Raw genomic sequence first — 19,057 nt, 5'->3', positions numbered from 1 at the left:
CCCCACCGTACGTGCCGTTCGGCATACGGCGGTTCCTGTCAGCTCGCTCTGTTATTGCCTCTTCGCCTGTTGTAATATAAGCACCCAGCCATACCTTGCGGATTCCGTCCGCTACTTCCGGCTTCAGACCCTCTTGCGAGGCATCTGCCCAATACAGTCAGAGATTCGGTCTAAAGCAGTATGACAGGTTCGGTCCTTCGTCCACCTCAGGCGGACTACTATACCCTCTGCTGACTTCTGTCCATCCCTCACACCGCCTTCCGGCGACATCAGCCGAGTGAGTGCGCACTGACGGGCGCACCAATAAAAAAGGGCACTGCGTTTTGTGCAGTGCCCTCTCCTGTTAAGCTGCTCTTTTAATTAACGGCTGCGCTCAGTCTTTGCCGGTGTGGCAGGTGAAGCATCCTTTGCCGGCTGCGGCGCCGCCGTTGCCTGCGTTCATAGCTGAGTAGTCCCATCTCAGCATATCGGGCTGGTCAGAGCCGTGTGCCCTGTGGCACGAGAGGCACATGACTACGGCTTCCGCCCTCGCGGGTGTAGCCGGATTTGTCCATGCAACCGGCGCTTCTGTGCTGTAACTGGTTACAGGATTATATCCTCCATACTCGCCTGTCTGCGGCAAGAACTTATCGCTCGGATGCCGCAACCACGGGCTGCCGCTCCCCATTTCATCATGGAATACGCTGTGGCAGCCTGCGCAGAATGCCGAGACCGTCTTTTGGTTTGTAAGGCCGGCTCCGTTACTCGTATATACTGCATTGGACCCATTGTAAAAATTGTGGTCGGCTGCGGATTTGGTATACTCCCAGTCCGAATCTCCTATGCCTTTTACATAATCTGGAAAGCTGGTGATGTTTCGGCGAGCCGATGGCAAGGGAGGAAAGGTCGGCGACGAGCCATGCCCTTTTAAATACCGGTAAACACCGCTCATGGTGTTATTGTTGTTTTCATGGTGGTAGGTAAACACATGGCACCCCTGACATCCGCCTCTATCGTAGTTATTAGTACCAGGGGAAACAGCTAAAGTGGTATGACAGGTGCTATCGCCGCAAGCCGCCGGATTCGCTCCAGGTGCAGAATTCAGGTTGAGGTCTTGAGGAGCTATATTAAAAACATTATGGCCTTTTTTGTGATTCTCCGCACCTCCCTGCGCAACCCAATGAAAATTCCCGCCGGCGAGAGTTGTTGACGGAGCTGTCATATTATAGACAATCGGAACATCGTTCCCCGCCAGACTGACTATAGGGGCACTGCCGGTCGATGTGTGGCAGCCGACGCAGTCGGTTGTCAATAGTGTGCCCAACGGCGTAGTCTGCACTGTACCGCCGGCGAGCTGATTCGATCCATTCCACCCGGTCCCTGTTCCAGTCCTCGCCACGGGGCTGCCGTTCTGGCTGTTGTGCATGGTATGGCAGTTGGCGCAGGGGCCGGTCACTTTTGCGGAAAGCGGCAGCTCCAGAGCAGACAAGACGAAAAAGAAGATTGCCGAAAATACAATAGAAGAGGTGATGATTCTGCGGGTAGTAGTGCTCATTCTGCCCCCCTTCCTTTCTCACGGTTTTTATAATTTTTACCCACTACCTATGAGACTTTGGCCTCTGAAAAATGCTGGGCAAGGGAGCTGAACGGGTCAGCTCCCTTGCCTCGGTGTTGTTGTTTCCTATTCGACTATCTCTGCCGTACGTGGCAGGTGAGACAGCCGCTCACGTCGCCGCCGCCCGCGCTCTGAGCAGCGTAGTCAAACCTGAGCAGATCGGGCTGATTCGAACCATGAGCCCTATGGCACGATACACATGCTACCTGTGCATTGGCAAGCGTAGCAGCATCATAAGCTGCGCTTGTCGAAATTGTAGTTATGTTGGCAAACGCAACAGGAGTGTTATGGTAGTCCGCATCCTGCGCGTAAGAAGCTATCCAGCCTGCTGTTCCATTCGAGCCGATCGTATTATCGGTAGGGTGTCTGGTGAACGGGCTACCCGAACCGGTGTTAGCAGTACCGTGGAAGCTGCCGTGGCACTTTGCACAGTATTTGTTGATGCCTGCAGTCGTGCTCGAACTATAAACATTATGGCTCGTTGTTGTTGCGCCGCCCAACTCCCTTGTCTGGTTGTTTGATCCATCAACAGGTCCCTTGCCTAAAACCGCCGTGGAGTCATCAACATAGAGGAAGCGGTAGCCGGCGCTTGCGTTGTGGTGATTGCCCGCGATACCGGTGCTGGTGCCGTGGCATCCGTTGGTGCCTGCACATGAAAGCACGTTGGTAGCCATCGTGCCGCCGGGCGCTGTTGCCGTCAGGGTAGCATCTGCCGTAATTCCGGTCGTGGCGCCTGCGCCGTTTTCAATGTATACGGGGTTGTGTTTACGAGAGTCGCTAGTAGCAATAGCGGCACTAAACGTACCGGATGCTATCAGAGTCCCTCCTGCCCCGGTAGTCCCTGAGTTGAAAATATTAGCGGTCGGCCTCGAGGTATCCGCGTGACAGCCTGTGCAGGTGTTCAAGGTAAGATACGCGTTCGGGTTTGCCGTCCCGCCTGTCGGGGTTGTGCCGTTCTGGCTGTTGTGCATGGTGTGGCAGTTCGAGCATACGCCGCCCACTGCCGCTGCTTCGACCTTGCCGGTTGTCGAGAGCCCGTAGACCATCATCAGGGCCAGGACAACTGCAATTGTTGTTACTACTGTCCTCTTCATGTCTCTACCTCCTTTGGGGTTTACTATTAATAATGATCCGAGAATTGCCTTTGTTTCTTCTTTATCTCTCATGTTCGCCTCTCACCTCCCCGTGCTTATTGAGCTCGCTTCGTTTCCACTCACACCTTCTACATTGCAATCGCTATGCCAGCCCTGCCGAAAGGGGAATGCAGTGCTTTCGGCACGCAGAGGTGAAAGGATCTACTTACCTCTAATAAACTATTCCATACAATGGTTTTTGTCAAGCATATTCTTGCACGATATGTTATGTGATTGAATAATATAGGTAAAGCTGAGCCGGAGCAGCGGAAGTGCCGATAAGTGCCGGATATTGGCAGCAAGGCATTGTTTTTATATGTCATTCCTCACCCCCCTACAGCAGGAACTTGAGCATGTCTATCTTTATTCTTAATAAGCTGATTTATACAATTAAACTATCATGCCCCCTCTCGCCGACCCCAATTTTGCGCTATTTCGCTCAGCAGACTGCGTGAATTTCCGCAGTGGGATAGAGAGAGCCTTTTGCCAGGAACGACTGCAATGGTTAAGGGGGGGTAAGGGGATGTTCAGGAACAGGAGGCAGCGATCTTATGAAGGCAGCTACGAGCTGCAGGCCATGGACTGTGAGCCGGTCTATCGCCTCAGCTTTCCCGTGTGGCAGGCCTTGCAGCCCGGCACCGATTCCCCGGAGCCGGCAAACATCTTTGAATAGTCCCAGCGGAGCATCTGCTGGTAAGGAGTCGCATGGGGGCGGTGGCACGAAAGGCACATGACGATGCTGTCCGCGTCGACGACTTTCTCGTTGCCCTTGGGGTTCATGTAGGCCACGGGAGTAAAGAGATCATAGACGACGTACGCCTGGAACTCGGAGCCCTCATAGCCTCCTTTCACCGCTGAAAAAGCTATGTCGGTGAGATGCGTATGCTGCGCCATGATAAGGGGGTTTACGCCGCCCAGCTGCGCATGGGGATGGACCTCACCGTGGCACTGGCCGCAGAAATAACTTATGGTATCCATGGAGACATGGTCTTTGTCTCCCCGGTAGCCGTTGTGGTTATCGATGGTGGCCAGGTACTCCCAGTCGCGGTGCTCCGCGCCGAGCACCCCGTACAGGAAGCGGTAGCTCCTGCCGACCGTGGTGCCGTCGATAACGCTGTCGTCCTCGTGGTGGGCGCCCTGCATAGACTTGTACGGGTCGGCGATGGTCCTGTTGCCGTGGCAGCCCCATGTGCCTGCGCAGGTGAGCTGCTGTTCGCGCAGCCACCTGAGCGGCCCGACGCCGCCCGGTATCGGCACGCTCCGCATGAACCCGGGAGGGACATCCCTCGGCGCGGGCTGCCGCTTGGAGATGCCGAGCACGTTGTGCCCTTTGCTGTAGTCAGGGGCAAAGCCGTCCGCGACATAGTAGAAATTGCCGCCCGCGAGGTCGCCGTTCTCCATGTTATGAAGCACCTGGGGTATCCGGGCCCGGCCGGCAAAGACGATGTTCTGCTTGCCTTCGGGATTCATGGCGTGGCATCCCAGGCACCCTCCCTTGGTGAGATGGGGAGAAGGAGACTCCGCGTGCATGCTGTGGCAGTCTTTGCACTTCCCCGAAACCCTTGCATCAGGCGACTCGACCGCTGCCCAGAACACTGCGCTGAAAAGCGCCAGCATCGCTGCAGCGACAGCTCTTCTCATCCGTCCGGCGCCCGCTCTCATAATTTCCCCGCATGGCATATGAAACAGCCTCCGCCGCCTTCGGGCGTTGCTTCGCCCGAAACAACGGCATCATAATCCCACCGCAGGAGCGACTCATGGGGTCCGGCGTGGGCGAAATGGCACGAAAGACACATGACGACATCGTCGCCGGCGCTGACCTGGCCGCTCACCGCTTCCGGCAGGGATGTCCTGGCGACCGGGGCAGAGGGGCTGTACATCTTATAACTGCCATACTCGCCCCGCTTCGGCAGCACGACATCGGTGGGATGCCTGAACCAGGGGCTGGCCGGCCCGACAGCCTCCCTGCTGTGGAAGTCTCCATGGCACCCCGCGCACAACAGGCTCATCGAGGGCGCATACTCGTTATGCTTTGTGGAGGAGACATTCAGCCAATCCTTGTCCTCCAGGCCGGTGACCCCCTTCAGCTTTCCGGTGATTTTAAGATAGCGGAAACTCTTCGCGGTCGAGCTGCCGTCCAGAGGGGCGTCCTTTGCATGGTGAGCGCCCCTGATAGCCTCGAACGGATTGTCCTTGCTCCGGTCGCCGTGGCAGCCGTTCGCGCCTGCGCAGGTCAGCGGCTTGCTGTCGACGAAGCCTATGAGCGAGGGGTCGAGGGAACGGTTGTAGCCGGGAGGGAGACCGCCGAACTTTTCGTCGCGGGGGCTGATGCCGTCCACATTGTGCCCGCGCCGGTCACCCAGCGCAGCGATATGGTAGAAGTTGCCACCGGCAAGCGGCATCCGCGGCTCGACGGTGTTGCGCACCACCGGCACCTTGACACCGCCCAGGACCTTCACGGTATCGGCGTTATTGCTCGCATGGCAGTTTACGCAGATGATATTCTGCGCTTTTCCCTCTTCCGCCTTCATCATCCCCGGATAGAGGACATGGCAATCACCGCACTCTTTCGAGACGACGGCAGCCCGGCCTCCCTCCGGCGCGAACACGACCGCCATCCCCAGCAGAAAGACCACAACGCTGAGAATCACTGCATCTATTATGGCCAGCACTACGTTCCGATGCTCCACGAAAATCTCCCGACAGTCCCTGTCTCAACAGAGCTCCGACAGCTCAATACTACCAGATATGCCGCCGGTTAGTCATCCGATCGCGCAAGGGGCGCCTCTCACGCTGAAGCACGCCCTCACTTTTTAAGCAGTCCGAACTTCTGCATTTTATAGCGGAGGACATCCCTGGTCACGCCCAGCAGCCGGGCCGCTCTCGTCTGGTTGTTGTCGACCATGGCGAGCGCCTGCATCACCAGGCGCTTTTCGACGGTGCTGAGGGAGACCCCCTGGGGGGGCAGGTTGACCACCGCTCTCTCGCCGTCCTCGATCTCTTCTGCGATATATTCCCTGATTTCGAGGGGAATATGCTCGGGATAGATGATCTCGGCGTCTTCAAGAATACAGATGCGCTCGATGGCGTTCTTGAGCTCCCTGATATTGCCGGGCCAGGGATAGGCCACCAGTATCCGCTCGGCCTCGGGCGAGACGCCCTTGATCGCCTTCTTGAACTCCTTGTTGAACTGCCCGATGAGGTGGAGCACGAGCGGCATGATGTCCTCCTTCCTCTCTCTCATCGGGGGGATGACGATAGGAATCACCTTGAGGCGGTAATAGAGATCGGCCCTGAACGAGCCGTCCTTGACCGAGCTTTCGAGGTCCTTGTTCGTGGCGGCGATCACCCGCACATTGACGTGCACGTCCTTGAGGCCCCCTACTCTCTTGAAGGTCTTTTCCTCTATGACCCTCAGCAGCTTCGACTGGGTGGAGGGTTTTATGTCGCCGATTTCGTCGAGATAGATGGTGCCCCCGTCGGAAAGCTCGAAGAGTCCTTTCTTTGCGACCTTTGCATCGGTAAACGCGCCCTTTTCATACCCGAACAGCTCGCTCTCGACCAGCGTGTCGGGAAGCGCCGTTGCAGTCACCTCGACATAGGGCTCGAACTGCCGGCTGCTGTTGTAGTGGATCGCGCGCGCAAGGAGGTTTTTACCCGTGCCGCTTTCGCCCTGAATGAGAATCGTCGTCGCATCGCTCTCGGCTATCTTCCTGGCGAGCCGCTTGACCTCCTCCATGGCCGGCGACTGCCCGATAATGCTGCTGAAGCTGTACTTGCCGGACTGCTCTTCGCGCAGCGAGCTTACCTCCCTCTTCAGCACCACCGTCTCGGTCGCTTTCTTGATGAGCACGGAGATCCGCTTCAGATCGAAGGGCTTCTCGACAAAGTCGTAGGCGCCGAGCTTGATGGCCGAAACCGCGGTCTCTATGTCGCCGTGAGAGCTGATGATGATGACGATCGTGTCCTTGCTCATCCGCCTGATCTCCTCGAACACCTCGAGGCCGTTCATGTCGGGCAGCTGGATGTCGAGCAGCACGATATCGGGGAGCTCCGTCTTGAATATCTCGAGCCCCTCTTCGCCCGATTCGGCGGTGGAGACGTCGTACCCCTCTCTCTCGAGGTGACGCTCCATCGACTTCGCTATGAACGTCTCGTCATCGACTATAAGGATCTTCCGCTGCACCTGAAAACCTCCCGAGCATTACCCCCCTTGCCGCACCGCTTCCCCCCGCAGGCGATGAGCTACACCTTGTGACAGAATTTGCATAAGCTGTATGGATCTTGCTGGTCGTTAATGAAGAGCGACTTCGAGTCGGAGGCATGCGGATTGTGACAGCTTGCGCATGACAGCTCTTTTCCATATCTGGTGGGATCGGGCTTTCCCCGCGTCGGGTGCGAGCCCGACCCGAATCCCACGATAACATGTGCGCCAGAGGCCCTGTCTTCATGACAGGTGGTACACAGCTCCCACGAGGGCTTTTTGAGCCAGGACAGGTTGTTCGAGGCATGGGGACTATGACATATCGTGCATTTCCCCGTCGCTGTCGGCCCGTGGACGTACTTCTTCGGCGCCCACTCACCCCTTTTTTCCTCGTGGCAGACAAAACAGAGGTCGCGGGAAGGGGTGCGCGCCTCATACTTCGCAGGGGCCGACTGCCTCTCATGGCACGCAAGGCAGTCCCACCGGGCCGCAGGCCCGTGGACATTGCTGTACGCCGCCGTTATTTTCGAATGGCACTGGTAGCAGAGCGAATCCTCCGGCCTCTGAGGCCTTATGTCCGCGGCGGCGACGTCCATCCTGTGGCACGCCGCGCAGGCCGCTTCCCTGTCTTTCCGGTGGAACGGCCTTTTCTGGAACCCGGCAGGGCTCACGCCGTACGTCCTCGAGAGATCGGACCGGAAAAAGACCGTTACCTTTCCCGATTCGACGACCTTTCCGCCCTTGACAGCGCTCACCTGTATCTCATTAGGACCGAAGCTGAGCGTGCCGGTCGCGCAATAGTAATTGCGCCCTTTCTCCAGAGGGATGTGGGACATCGCGACTCCGTTAACGGCAATCCGTATCGCATCGATGCCGAGGTCGTCCGCCTTTATGGAAACCGCCGTGAGCTCGCCCTCGGCAACGCTCCTGTCCGCAGGCTCGATGATAGACAAGCGCGGAGAAGACGCCTCGGCGCCGCCTGTCTCAGCGCCGACGGACCAGCAAACCAGAACGCCCATGGCAGTAAGCGCCGCGCTAGCCCTCAGCAAAGACCTCTTTCCGATAGCGTGCATAGGGCACCATGCCAGGGTCAACTCCTGATCTTCAAGATCAGCTCGAGCGCTTTCCGGTAATCGGACGCGGCTTCCTTCACCATTTTGTTCTGCTCATAAATCTCGGCCCTCACCTGGTAAAGCGCCGCGTCATACGGGTTCAGCGCCGCCGCCTCGTCAAAAGCGCCGAGCGCCTCCTTGAGCTGGCCGCTCTTCCCGAGCGCATACGCCCTGTAGTACTGCGCCGGGGGATACGAATCCTTTTTCACCGCCTTGTCCAGGAGGTCGAGCGCCTCCCTGACCCTGCCGGCCCTCGCCTGCAGATATCCCAGCTCGGCCATCACGACCGCCTGCTCGGGGTCTACGGAGAGCGCCTTCTTTAGTATACCTTCTGCCTCTGCATTTTTTCCTTCTATTTCGTAGAGCTTTGCCAGCTCCACGTAGGGAAGCATGAACTTGGGGTCTTTCTCTATCGCCTTCTGATAGAGGGGATACGCCATGTCGCGCTGGTTCTTCTTCACGAATCCCCTGGCGAGGCCGGCGGTAGCCACTGCATCGTGGAGCGGCTCGTACTGCGGCGCCGTCTTCTTGCGCGGCGGATCGCCGGCCAGCACCTGCAGGTATTCGAACATGTCCTCTGTGCCTACGAGCGGCAGCCCGGGCATGGTATACATGATCTTGCCACTGCTCACGACCGTAGTCGACGGGATTGCCATGACCTCGTAGGTATGGAAAGTATTCAGTCCCCTGTCGAGGAGAATGGGATAGGTTATGCCCAACTCCTTGACGAATTTCTTTATCTTCTCCTGGTCCGCCTCGGATATCGTCTGGTTGTCGACATTGATGCCGACGACCTGGACGCCCCGCTCTCCGTATTTTCTCGAGAATTCTTCGAAGCGTTTGAGGGCCTTGGCAGAATGAGCGCTCCAGGTCGCCCAGAACACGATAACAACGGTCTTTTTCTGTCCATAGCTCGCGAGGCTGGCGGGCTTGCCGTCAATGTCCGTGAGGGAGAAGCCGGGCGCCTCCGCCCCGACCTGCAGCAGCGCCTGCGCTGTCGCCGTGCAGCTGAACGACGCGATGATAAGGGCGGCAAAGATACCGGCTGCCGTAAGCCCGAATTTCATTCTCATGCGGTCCCCTCTCATCGTCTGCCGCTCTTGTGCTTCCGTATACCCTCTTTGTACTCGGCAATCGCCTTTTCATGCTCATTGAGCCGTTCATAGACAAGCCCGAGGGCATAGTGGGTCATCGAGGGATAGGGGTTCAGCTGCAAGGCCTCCTTCAGTGTCGCCTCCGCTGCCTTCAGGTCGCCTTTCCGTAAAAGGACGAGGCCTCTCCCCGTCTTGGAAGTGCGTATTCTGGGATTCAGCCCGAGCGCCGTATCGAAAGCCTTCATCGCCTCGTCATCCTGTCCTTGCGCGAGGAGAAGATACCCCAGCTGGTCGTGGGCCTCCGCATACTCCGGGTCCGCCTTGAGGGCCTCTCTTACCGCCGATAACGCTTTATCGGCACTGCCTCCGGCCTGCAGGGCAGCCGCCTCCTTCACCAGCGCCACCGCCTTCTCCCTCCCCCCCTCGGCACCGGCAGGCGTGCAGAGTGCAAATGCCGCGAGAAGGAGCATCCCTGCGCGCAGCAACAAGGCGCTTCCCTTCGTCTTTCCGTTTTTATTGCCTGTTCCCGTATCGTCCATCATCCGCGCTACCTGTTCTTTACCGCCGAGGTTCGGTTGTAGTCGAATCGCTGATGGCAGCCGGGCAGGCAGGAGCCTCCGTTTGCGGTCTTCTGGAATCCTACGGGCAGGCCCCATGCCCCGAAGGGGACGGTGTCGCGTATATGCTTCGGGTTGTTGGTCGCATGCGCATCATGGCATGCCCGGCAGGTGCGTCCCTTGACCGCCTTGTTGACATGCACGAAGTGGAGATTCTGGTCGCCGTTCCTGAAGCCGGTCAGGGTCGTGGTCTTCGGGTCGAGCACGAGCGTCTTCTCGTGGCAGTTGAAGCAGAGGTCATAGTTTTTGGGGTCGAACGGGGCGTAGAACACGGGGGGAAAATACTTCCTGAGTATCCTGAAGTTGTCGGAGCCGTGGGTGTTATGGCACCCGGAGCAGTCCCCCTGCAGTATCGGGCCGTGGTGCTCCTTGTTTTTCGCCAGGTGCTCCTTCATGTTGATGATCTTGCCGTCCTGGGTGTCGAGGGGGCGGTCATGGCACATATTGCAGGTCTCGACAGGCTGCTTTACCAGCTGCTTGACGTAATCGGAGACATGGGGATCATGGCACGCGAGGCACTTCTTTTCGGTCTCCAGGCCGCCGTGCTTTACCCTGGCCTTGGCTACCGTCTCCCTCTTGTCGGCGTGGCACTTGAGACACAGGTCCTGAGACCCCTCGGCAGCGAAGTTGAACTTATAATCGCCCGAATGGGGATCGTGGCAGCTGGCGCACTTCTCCTGAACAGGCTTATGGGTGAATTTCTTGTTCTTGAAGGCTTCGATCTTGTCCGTATGGCAGAGGAGGCAGACATCGTTTCCGGCGGCGGCCAGCATTTTGGGGAAGTCCGTCTGATGGGGGTTGTGGCACATCGAGCACCCTCCCACCGCGACCGGACCATGAACGAATTTTCGCGAGGCGAGCTTCTTGTCATGGCACATGAAGCAGAGATTCGACCCCTCTCCCCGGAGCTGGAATTTGTAGGGGGACTGGTGCGGATCATGGCACTTCGTACAGCTGCCGTCTTTCACCGGCTTATGGACGCCCTTCTTGGTGTCCACGCGCTCATGACACTGATAGCAAAGCTCGCCCACCTTCACTATCGGCCCGAACCTGTTCTTCGCCGGCGACGCCCTGTGCTTTTCGCCCTCTCCTCTGTGGCAGGACCCGCAGTCGCCCACTGCAACGGGCCCGTGGACAAACTTGTCCTTGCCCATCTTGCTGTGGCACTGCCCGGTCACGCAGGAGCTCTGGGTGCTTGCAAGCGCCTCTCCCTCCCGCGTTGAGAAGGAAGAGTAGCCTGCCACGACTGCGGACGCGAGGAGAAGGAGCATAACCAGGCTCTTGGTGCCTCTTACTTTCACTCCCATTTTCGTCTGGCCCATTTTCGTCTGGCCCCCTGCTATTAATAATATATATTATGCAAGAATTCTACTGAGCCGCTCTTTTTTTTGTCAAGCAAAGCGGAAGATGCGGGACAGAGGAAAAATCCTGCAGAGTAAATATCGGCGGAAATCGAGAATGCTTGATACATTACCAAAAAAATCAACCGCTCTGTCAAAAAGCTCGCTCGGAATCTGCACCGCTGGATCACCGGCAGCCCCGCGTGCTTACCCTACACCATCTTCTTCACATCGAGGCAGGCATCGAGCTCCTTTTCGGACAGGAGCCCCGACGCGAGGACAACGTCTCTGATCTTCCGCTTCTCCTTCACGGCCTTCTCGATCAGCTCGGCCGCCCTCTCGTAGCCGAGGAGAGGGGCGAGGGAGGTTGCGATGATAGGGTTTTTATCGAGGAGGTCCTGACCGTGATCGGCATTGACCGTCATGCCTTCGATCGCCTTGTCGGCGAGCAGCCTCATTGTGACCGAGAGCATTTCGATCGACTCGAGCAGGGTATAGCCGATCACCGGCAGCATGGTGTTCAGCTCGAACTCGCCGAGGGAGCAGGAGATGGTGATGGTCGTATCGTTGCCGATCACCCGGGCGCAGACCATCCGCGCTGCTTCGGGGATAACCGGATTGACCTTTCCCGGCATGATCGAGGAGCCCGGCTGCAGGGCGGGCAGCTGTATTTCCGCGAGGCCCGCAACCGGCCCGCTGTTCATGAGCCGGAGGTCATTGACGATCTTCATGAGACTCGCCGCGATTGTCTTGAGCTGTCCCGAAAGCTCTGCGGTTACGTCCATTGCGGCCTGGGCCTCGAAATTATTCCGGGCCTTCGCGAAGGGAATCCCGGTCACTTCATTGATGATACTGATGGCGCCTTCGGCGAACTTCGGGTGCGCATTCAGCCCGGTGCCGACCGCCGTGCCGCCGAGAGGGAGCTGCGCCAGCCTGGGCAAGACGCTCTCGATCCGCTCGATGCCGAACTGTATCTGCGCGGCCCATCCCGACAGCTCCTGGCCGAAGGTGACGGGCACCGCGTCCATGAGGTGGGTCCTTCCGGTCTTGACGACATCCCTGTACTCCTCCTGTTTCCCGATGATCGTCCGGTGGAGGTGCTCGAGCGAGGGAAGGAGCTTGTCGTTTACTTCGAGATATGCCGCCATGCGGATTGCCGAGGGAATGACGTCGTTCGAAGACTGTCCCTTGTTCACATGATCGTTGGGGTGGACCGGCGAGGTCGTTACTCTCTTCCCGGTGAGGATCTCGTTCGCCCTCGTGGCTGCCACTTCGTTGACATTCATATTCGTCGACGTGCCGCTCCCTGTCTGGAAGATGCCGAGCGGGAAGTGTTCCTTATGCTTGCCTTCGATGATCTCCCTGCACGCCTGGAGGATGGCATCGGACAGGTCTTCGGGGAGCAGGCCGAGGCTAGCGTTGGTTGCCGCGGCTGCGTACTTTATGATCGCGACCGAGCGGATGAACACTTCAGGGAAGGCGGGCATGCTGACCGAAAAGTTTTCGATCGCCCGCTGCGACTGGGCGCCCCAGTAGGCATGAGCAGGCACCTTGACCGGGCCTATACTGTCATGCTCAACTCGGTATTCTTCAGCCATAATGCATTATAGCAAATACCCCCGCACAAAAATCCCCGATTCCAAGCTCCAGATCACAAAGGACCGCACGGATCAAGAGAAATGATTCTGTCTACCTCAATTGGAGTTTGGCATTTGAGATTTGGAATTTACCGTCAGGGCATTCCCACGCCTTCGATGAGCGCGCCGCACTGTGAGCATCGGGAATCTTTCATGCGCACCGCATTCAGCGTATAGCCGAACCGCTCGATCACCGCCGTGCCGCAGGAGGGGCATATCGTCGTCTCTCCGTCGCCGGGGACGTTGCCCATGTAGACGTATTTGAGCCCGGCCTTCAGGCCGGTCTCCCGGGCCCGCTTCAGGGTGCTCAGCGGCGTGCGCGGCTTATCGACGAGCTTGAAGGTAGGATAGAACTGGCTCACATGCCAGGGCATGGCGGGATCGATGGACTTGATGAAGCTCGCCACAAAGGAGAGGAACTCATCGGAGTCATTGTAATCGGGGATGAGGAGGGTCGTGATCTCTACCCATATACCGAGCTCCTTCAGGAGCCTGATGGTATCGAGCACCGGCTGGAGCCTTGCCCCGACGATCTTCTTGTAAAAAGCGTCGTCTCCCTTCAGGTCGATATTGGCCGCGTCAAGATACGGCGCGATGAGCCGCACCGCGTCCGGCCCCGTATACCCGTTGCTGACGAAGACGTTCCTGATCCCCTTCTGGTGTGCGAGCCGGGCGCAGTCATAGGCGAACTCGAAGAAGATGGTGGGCTCCGTGTAGGTGTAGGAGATGCTGGCGCAGCCGGTGCGCTCCGCATCCCGCACCACCTGCTCGGGAGTCATGTCCTCTCCGGCGATATCGGGGTGCTCTTTCGGATACTGGGAGATGGTGTAGTTCTGGCAATGCATGCACCTGAAGTTGCAGCCGACGGTAGCAATGGAGTAGGAGAGGGAGCCGGGAAGAAAGTGAAAGAGCGGCTTCTTCTCTATGGGATCGACATTCCGGGCAATGACCTTCCCGTAGACGAGAGTGTAAAGCACGCCCTCCCTGTTTTCCCTGACAGCGCAGATACCCCTCTTCCCGGGAGAAATCGTGCAGTACTGCGGGCAGAGAAAGCACTTTACTTTCCCGTCGCCGATCTTCTCGCAGAGCCGCGCTTCTACCGCACCTGAAGACATACCGCGTTGCCCAGCCTCCTCTGCGCTACTCGGCCTTCTTTGTCCTGGCCGGCTTCCGGGGCGCGGTTTTCTTCGGCTCCTCTTTCGCGGTCGTCCTGGTCACCGCTCTCTTTCTCGACGACGCCTTTTCAGCAGCGATCGTCTCCCGGGGCGCCCTGGACTTTCCGCCGATCTCCCGGCGCCCTGCCGCCTCCCTGCTGCTACTTTTTTCTCCGCCGTTGCCGTCTCCCTCGGCATACCCATGCCGTGCCTTCACAATACGCTCCGCCTCGAGCCAATTCTCGATCTCGCGGCCGGGAACCCTGCCGCTCTTCTCGTACAGCTCATGCGCCACCCTGGCGATTTCCTCGTGGGAGATCATTGTTTATCCTCCAAAAATAAGCATTTTAATCAAATGATAGCCTGCTTTTTCAAGGAATGCAATAGGAGCGCTCATCTTGCCATCCCCCAGTTTTGATATGAGGAAGTAGAGGTTAAGGAGATTATCGATAACGATATCTGTCATTCCCCGACTCGACCGCCATTCTCAGGGGACGTTGATGAATTAGTTGACCTGATTGATGGATTGCGGGATAATATGGCATGCCACGACAAGCTAGACTCGATTTTCCCGGCACGCTGCACCACGTAATATGCAGGGGAATAGAAAAGAAAGCTATAGTCTCTGACGACAGAGACAGAGACTATTTCATTGAGCGTTTTGGGAATCTTGCGGCAAAGACAGATACGGCGGTTTATGCCTGGGCGCTTATGAGAAATCACGTCCATATATTGCTCCGGAGCGGACCCGCCGGGATATCCGAATTCATGAGGAAATTGCTTACCGGCTATGCCATCGCTTACAACAGAAGGCACGATAGGCACGGATATCTGTTTCAGAACCGGTACAAGTCCATAATATGCGAGGAAGGGACATATCTCCTTGAACTGGTCAGATACATCCACTTGAACCCTGTGCGCGCAGGCGCCGTAAAGACCCTGGAAGAGCTTGACCCGTATCCATACAGCGGACATTCCGTAATCCTAGGGAAGGTCAGGCACGGTTGGCAGGACCGGGATTATATTCTCCGTTTGTTCGGGGACAAAGAAGGCCGGGCAAAGAGAGAATACAGAAAATTCATGGAGGCGGGCATAGGACAGGGGAATCGGCCTGAGCTTGTCGGCGGAGGATTGATCCGGTCGCAGGGGGGCTGGTCCCAGGTGGTCTCGATGAGGAGACGAAAGGAGGCGGAACAATCCGATGAGCGGATACTGGGAAGCGGAGACTTCGTTGAAAGAATCATGGCGGAAGCGGAGCAACGGCAAAGCAGGATGTTCAGCGGGGCATCGGCTTTAGAAAAAGTTGATGAAACCATCAGGGCGGTATGCGAGGAAGAGGGAGTAAGGGAGAGCGAGTTGAGAAACGGGAGCCGCCGGCGACAGGTCAGCCGGGTAAGGAAGAAAATAGCCAGAGAACTGATCGAAAGATACGGCATCCCTATGGCGACGGTGGCGCGTGAAACAGGGGTCACCACTTCGGCTATTTCAAAACTGATGATTCAATGAATAGCTCAACTAATTCATCAACGTCCCTGAGAATCGCTTTTAGCATGGTCTACTTTTAGCAACTCCGCAGAAGCTTGTATGGAAACATACGTTCATGAATATGCTTTTGGAGAGTGTGTTTCATTAGAAGGAAAGCCATAACAAATTACTTCATGGGCTCGCCGAAAAAGCCGGCTCCCACTGAACCCTGCGTTAGCAGCTACAGGGGACAGACTTCAGTAGGGGAAAGAACGCATTATTATCGATTGATCAAGATTCTGGTGAAACATGAGCACATACTGTGATTTACATCTCCATCTGGGAGGAAGCATTTCTCCGGAGCTGGTGAGGCGGTTTGCTCAATCAGATCATGACGAGCACGCGCTCGAAGCGCTGGCCGAGGCCGATGTGCTGACCTTGTTTCAGGTCGTTCATCGTCTTGTGCAGTCGCCGGAGCGGGTTGAAATCGCGACAGAAGATGTGATCACCACAAGTACGGCTGATTATCTGGAAATCCGGACCACTCCCCGGGAATTTTCTTCGGAAGGGTCGTTTCGCCCCTATGTAGAAGCTTTTGTATCGGCCTTGCGTCGATACCCTGACAAGGCCAGGGGAATACTCAGCATCGATCGCTATAAACACGATCTTACTACCGCGCGGGACATTATCGCACTTGCGCTGGAGTATCCCGATTGTATTGTCGGCATCGATATTTCCGGCGTTAATCCCCCGGGAACTCGTACCTTGCGGGGAAACGACCTGGCCGCGTGCATTGAAATCATCCTGGACAGCCCGTTGGGATTGGCCATCCACGTGGGGGAATTGGAGAGCGAAAAAGATCAGCGCGACAACACCGCCGCGTTGACGGCCATTGATCGCTGGCTGCAGCGGTATCCCCTGACGACCTGCGCGGGGAAGATTCGGCTTGGACATGCGATTTTCCTGGCGGAGGAGCATGCGCGCATCATCCGCAAGCATAACCTGCCCATAGAAATATGCCCCACGTGTCACCGGTATTTAGGATGTTGGAGGACTGGTCAGGAGCATCCCGTTCAGGCACTGTATCCTGAGCACACCTCGCCCGTCGTACTCGGGACCGATAATGCGCTGAATTTTTTGACGAGTTTTCAGCGCGAGAGGGAGTTGTTTCTTAGCGCCTTTCCTTATAATCTGGCAAACGGATGGAACTATCGGTTTGGACAACCTCACTGCACTGAGGGCTAACGAGTCGTTCGAGTCGCGCGCTCTACGGCGCGGGCTCACCTCGTCGTCGAGCCACTGATGCAGCCTCAGTCGATCATAGAGGTGGGCAGCCTTCGAGCGATAATTCATCCTCATGACGGTAATGCCCCTCTGAAGCACAACGCTTATGAGTAATCTTTGTTGCTTGATGGTTGTGAAAGACTCTCGGATATGCAATAATACTTCTCATACCTTTTACATGGAGGCACTATGAGCTATTTAAAGGCAGCCCTTGTACTTGCTCTGACCTTATTGCTCAGCATCTCTGTCTACGCCGAGACGAAAAACAAAAAACTTACCAAAGAGGAGATCAAGAAAATGTCTGAAGCCAGAGCAATCATCGAAACCAAGTTCGGAAATATCGAGCTCAAGTTTTTTCCTGATGTCGCCCCCAACCACGTGAACAACTTCATCGAGCTCGCCAAAAAGGGCTTCTACGACGGCACCACCTTTCACCGCGTCATCCCCGGCTTCATGATCCAGGGCGGCGATCCGAACTCGAAGAGCGCCGACAAGTCGCAGCACGGCATGGGCGGCCCCGGGCACACGGTCAAGGCCGAATTCAACAACAAGCCGCATAAGAGGGGAACGCTCTCGATGGCGAGGTCCGGCCACCCCGACAGCGCAGGCTCGCAATTCTTCATCTGCGTTGCCGACGCCCCCTTTCTCGACCGGCAGTATACCGTCTTCGGCGAAGTGGTGTCGGGCATGGAGGCAGCGGACAAGATCGTGAGCCAGCCGCGGGACAGCAGGGATAATCCCACTGAGCGTATCGAGATGACCGTCAAGGTCGTGGGGCAATAAGTCATGGCGGCAGCGGAACAGGACGTTAAAGAGCTGCGGAAACTGTGGGGGGGGTTCTGGTCGTCACGCGTGCTGCTCACAGCCAACAATCTCGGGGTCTTCGACCGCCTCAGGACACCGAAGACCGCCGATGCGCTCGCCCGGACGACCGGGACGGATAAGCGGGCGCTCGAGATACTGCTCGATGCGCTCACCGGGCTCGGTCTCCTCAGGAAGGCGGCCGGCTACTACCTGAACTCCTCCATGGCCTCCCGCTTTCTGGTACAGGGCAGTCCTTACTACCAAGGCGATATCATCCGGCATGCCGATGCCCTCTGGAAGAGGTGGTCCGACCTGGACGCCGTCATCAGGACAGGGAGGCCCAGCCGCAGGAGCCGCGACCACCGTTCGTTCATCAAGGGCATGCATAACATCGCCGCATTCAAAGCCCCGGGCGTCATCGGTGCGCTTGCCCTGAAAGGAGTGAGAAAGGCCCTGGACCTGGGAGGCGGACCCGGCACTTACTCTATGGAAATGGCGAGGCGGAAAATCGACGTTACCCTCTTCGACCTGCCCGACACCATAAAGATAGCAAAGGGAATAATAAAGGAGTCGGGGGTGAGCACGGTCGGCTTCCATTCTGGCGATATCCTTAAAGACCCGCTCACCGGACGCTATGATCTCATCTTCATGAGCCAGTTCCTGCATGCCTTCTCAGCAAAAGACTGCGCGAGGATAATCAGCAAGTGCAAGAAAGCGCTCACTCCGGGCGGTATCATCGCCATCCATGAGTTCTTTATCGACAGGAACAGAACCGCTCCTCCCCAGGCTGCTCTCTTCTCGGTCAATATGCTCGTGAACACACCGGGAGGCCGGTGCTATCCGCCAGCGGAAATGAAGCAGTGGCTGAAGCAGCTCGGATTCAAAGGGATCAAAGAGACGATGCTCGAAGATACGGTGCTGGTATCGGGGAGAAAACCGAAGTAACCGAGCCTCCCGGAATAGTTACAGCGCTGTTTTCAACTTCTTCGACAGCATATCCGCCCTCCGTATCGGCTCGGGGATGCGGTACTTCCGGACGCAGCCCAGCACGATACGCAGCGAGCTCTCGAGATCGATCCGGTGGCCCGCCGAAACGAACACCGGGTTGGCAGTATCCCGCGTCCGGAGCACCGCTCCAACAACATCCCCCTTATAGTAAAGAGGCGACCGCGCCCCCTTTGTGGCATCCGGCTCCTCATACCTGCCGACGAGCAGCGACTTCGCGCAGCCGATAGCCGGCATATCGAGCAGCACGCCGATATGCGAGGCGATGCCGAGCCCGCGGGGATGGGCGATCCCCTGCCCATCGACGAGGAGCAGATCGGGCTTGCTGCCGAGCCTGGCAACGGCGCTGATAAACGCGGGGCCCTCCCTGAACGAGAGAAAGCCGGGGATGTAAGGAAACGAGACGGTCTCGACGGCGTGGCTGTCCTCGATCAACGTCATCGCCGGGTATTCGTAAGAGCAGGCGACTGCAATGATTGTATCACCGGCGAACGCGGCATCGACGCCGGCGATCACCCGCGGCTCATGCTCGAGGGGGACGATGCGCACGCGTCCTCTGAGCTCTTCCTGGAGGGCCTTCGCTTCGAATATGTCGTGGGGCCAGTGCATAAAAAT

General features: G+C 57.4%; 18 protein-coding genes. 4 read left to right on the top strand and 14 right to left on the bottom strand.

The window, feature by feature from the left end:
• Window positions 1-373: 373 nt before the first annotated feature.
• From AB1805_15545 to AB1805_15485, 13 genes are all read right to left on the bottom strand, one after another.
• Complete coding sequence (locus AB1805_15545) at window positions 374-1,534, bottom strand: cytochrome c3 family protein (protein ID MEW5746844.1); 1,161 nt, start codon at window positions 1,532-1,534, stop codon at window positions 374-376.
• Between the two features lie 134 nt (window positions 1,535-1,668).
• On the bottom strand, window positions 1,669-2,760 hold the full coding sequence (locus AB1805_15540) for a cytochrome c3 family protein (GenBank protein MEW5746843.1): 1,092 nt from the start codon (window positions 2,758-2,760) through the stop codon (window positions 1,669-1,671).
• Window positions 2,761-3,321: 561 nt separating this feature from the next.
• Window positions 3,322-4,368 (bottom strand): cytochrome c3 family protein, encoded by a 1,047-nt coding sequence (locus tag AB1805_15535; GenBank protein ID MEW5746842.1) that lies wholly within the window; start codon window positions 4,366-4,368, stop codon window positions 3,322-3,324.
• A 17-nt stretch (window positions 4,369-4,385) separates the two neighbouring features.
• On the bottom strand, window positions 4,386-5,417 hold the full coding sequence (locus tag AB1805_15530) for a cytochrome c3 family protein (protein MEW5746841.1): 1,032 nt from the start codon (window positions 5,415-5,417) through the stop codon (window positions 4,386-4,388).
• 116 nt (window positions 5,418-5,533) lie between these two features.
• Window positions 5,534-6,913: a sigma-54 dependent transcriptional regulator gene (locus tag AB1805_15525; GenBank protein MEW5746840.1), complete on the bottom strand. Its 1,380-nt coding sequence runs from the start codon at window positions 6,911-6,913 to the stop codon at window positions 5,534-5,536.
• Between the two features lie 59 nt (window positions 6,914-6,972).
• The gene (locus AB1805_15520; GenBank protein MEW5746839.1) at window positions 6,973-7,950 is read right to left on the bottom strand and encodes a cytochrome c3 family protein; all 978 of its coding nucleotides are present in this window, start codon (window positions 7,948-7,950) and stop codon (window positions 6,973-6,975) included.
• A 71-nt stretch (window positions 7,951-8,021) separates the two neighbouring features.
• Window positions 8,022-9,116, bottom strand: coding sequence for a redoxin domain-containing protein (locus AB1805_15515; GenBank protein ID MEW5746838.1), 1,095 nt, complete (start codon window positions 9,114-9,116; stop codon window positions 8,022-8,024).
• 11 nt (window positions 9,117-9,127) lie between these two features.
• Window positions 9,128-9,679: a tetratricopeptide repeat protein gene (locus AB1805_15510; protein MEW5746837.1), complete on the bottom strand. Its 552-nt coding sequence runs from the start codon at window positions 9,677-9,679 to the stop codon at window positions 9,128-9,130.
• A gap of 5 nt (window positions 9,680-9,684) precedes the next feature.
• Complete coding sequence (locus tag AB1805_15505; protein MEW5746836.1) at window positions 9,685-11,076, bottom strand: cytochrome c3 family protein; 1,392 nt, start codon at window positions 11,074-11,076, stop codon at window positions 9,685-9,687.
• Window positions 11,077-11,306: 230 nt separating this feature from the next.
• Window positions 11,307-12,692, bottom strand: a complete 1,386-nt coding sequence (locus tag AB1805_15500) for a class II fumarate hydratase (GenBank protein MEW5746835.1) — start codon at window positions 12,690-12,692, stop codon at window positions 11,307-11,309.
• 134 nt (window positions 12,693-12,826) lie between these two features.
• Entirely contained in the window at window positions 12,827-13,846 is a 1,020-nt protein-coding gene (amrS, locus tag AB1805_15495; GenBank protein MEW5746834.1) for an AmmeMemoRadiSam system radical SAM enzyme, read from the bottom strand.
• A gap of 25 nt (window positions 13,847-13,871) precedes the next feature.
• The gene (locus AB1805_15490) at window positions 13,872-14,207 is read right to left on the bottom strand and encodes a DUF2934 domain-containing protein (protein MEW5746833.1); all 336 of its coding nucleotides are present in this window, start codon (window positions 14,205-14,207) and stop codon (window positions 13,872-13,874) included.
• Window positions 14,208-14,210: 3 nt separating this feature from the next.
• The gene (locus AB1805_15485) at window positions 14,211-14,351 is read right to left on the bottom strand and encodes a hypothetical protein (GenBank protein MEW5746832.1); all 141 of its coding nucleotides are present in this window, start codon (window positions 14,349-14,351) and stop codon (window positions 14,211-14,213) included.
• A gap of 77 nt (window positions 14,352-14,428) precedes the next feature.
• Here AB1805_15485 and AB1805_15480 point away from each other — a divergent pair, with 77 nt between their 5' ends.
• From AB1805_15480 to AB1805_15465, 4 genes are all read left to right on the top strand, one after another.
• Window positions 14,429-15,391 (top strand): transposase, encoded by a 963-nt coding sequence (locus AB1805_15480; protein MEW5746831.1) that lies wholly within the window; start codon window positions 14,429-14,431, stop codon window positions 15,389-15,391.
• Window positions 15,392-15,658: 267 nt separating this feature from the next.
• The gene (locus AB1805_15475; GenBank protein MEW5746830.1) at window positions 15,659-16,594 is read left to right on the top strand and encodes a hypothetical protein; all 936 of its coding nucleotides are present in this window, start codon (window positions 15,659-15,661) and stop codon (window positions 16,592-16,594) included.
• A 336-nt stretch (window positions 16,595-16,930) separates the two neighbouring features.
• Window positions 16,931-17,416, top strand: coding sequence for a peptidylprolyl isomerase (locus AB1805_15470; protein MEW5746829.1), 486 nt, complete (start codon window positions 16,931-16,933; stop codon window positions 17,414-17,416).
• Between the two features lie 3 nt (window positions 17,417-17,419).
• Complete coding sequence (locus AB1805_15465; protein MEW5746828.1) at window positions 17,420-18,382, top strand: methyltransferase; 963 nt, start codon at window positions 17,420-17,422, stop codon at window positions 18,380-18,382.
• An 18-nt stretch (window positions 18,383-18,400) separates the two neighbouring features.
• Here AB1805_15465 and nfi read toward each other — a convergent pair whose 3' ends face one another.
• Window positions 18,401-19,051 (bottom strand): deoxyribonuclease V, encoded by a 651-nt coding sequence (gene nfi, locus AB1805_15460; GenBank protein ID MEW5746827.1) that lies wholly within the window; start codon window positions 19,049-19,051, stop codon window positions 18,401-18,403.
• Window positions 19,052-19,057 lie beyond the last annotated feature (6 nt).

It is taken from the genome of Nitrospirota bacterium, assembly GCA_040752355.1.
In the GTDB taxonomy this organism is placed as follows: Bacteria; Nitrospirota; Thermodesulfovibrionia; order Thermodesulfovibrionales; family Dissulfurispiraceae; genus JBFMCP01.
The sequence above is the reverse complement of the archived record's forward strand: the minus strand, read 5'-3'. Positions and strand labels throughout refer to the sequence as shown.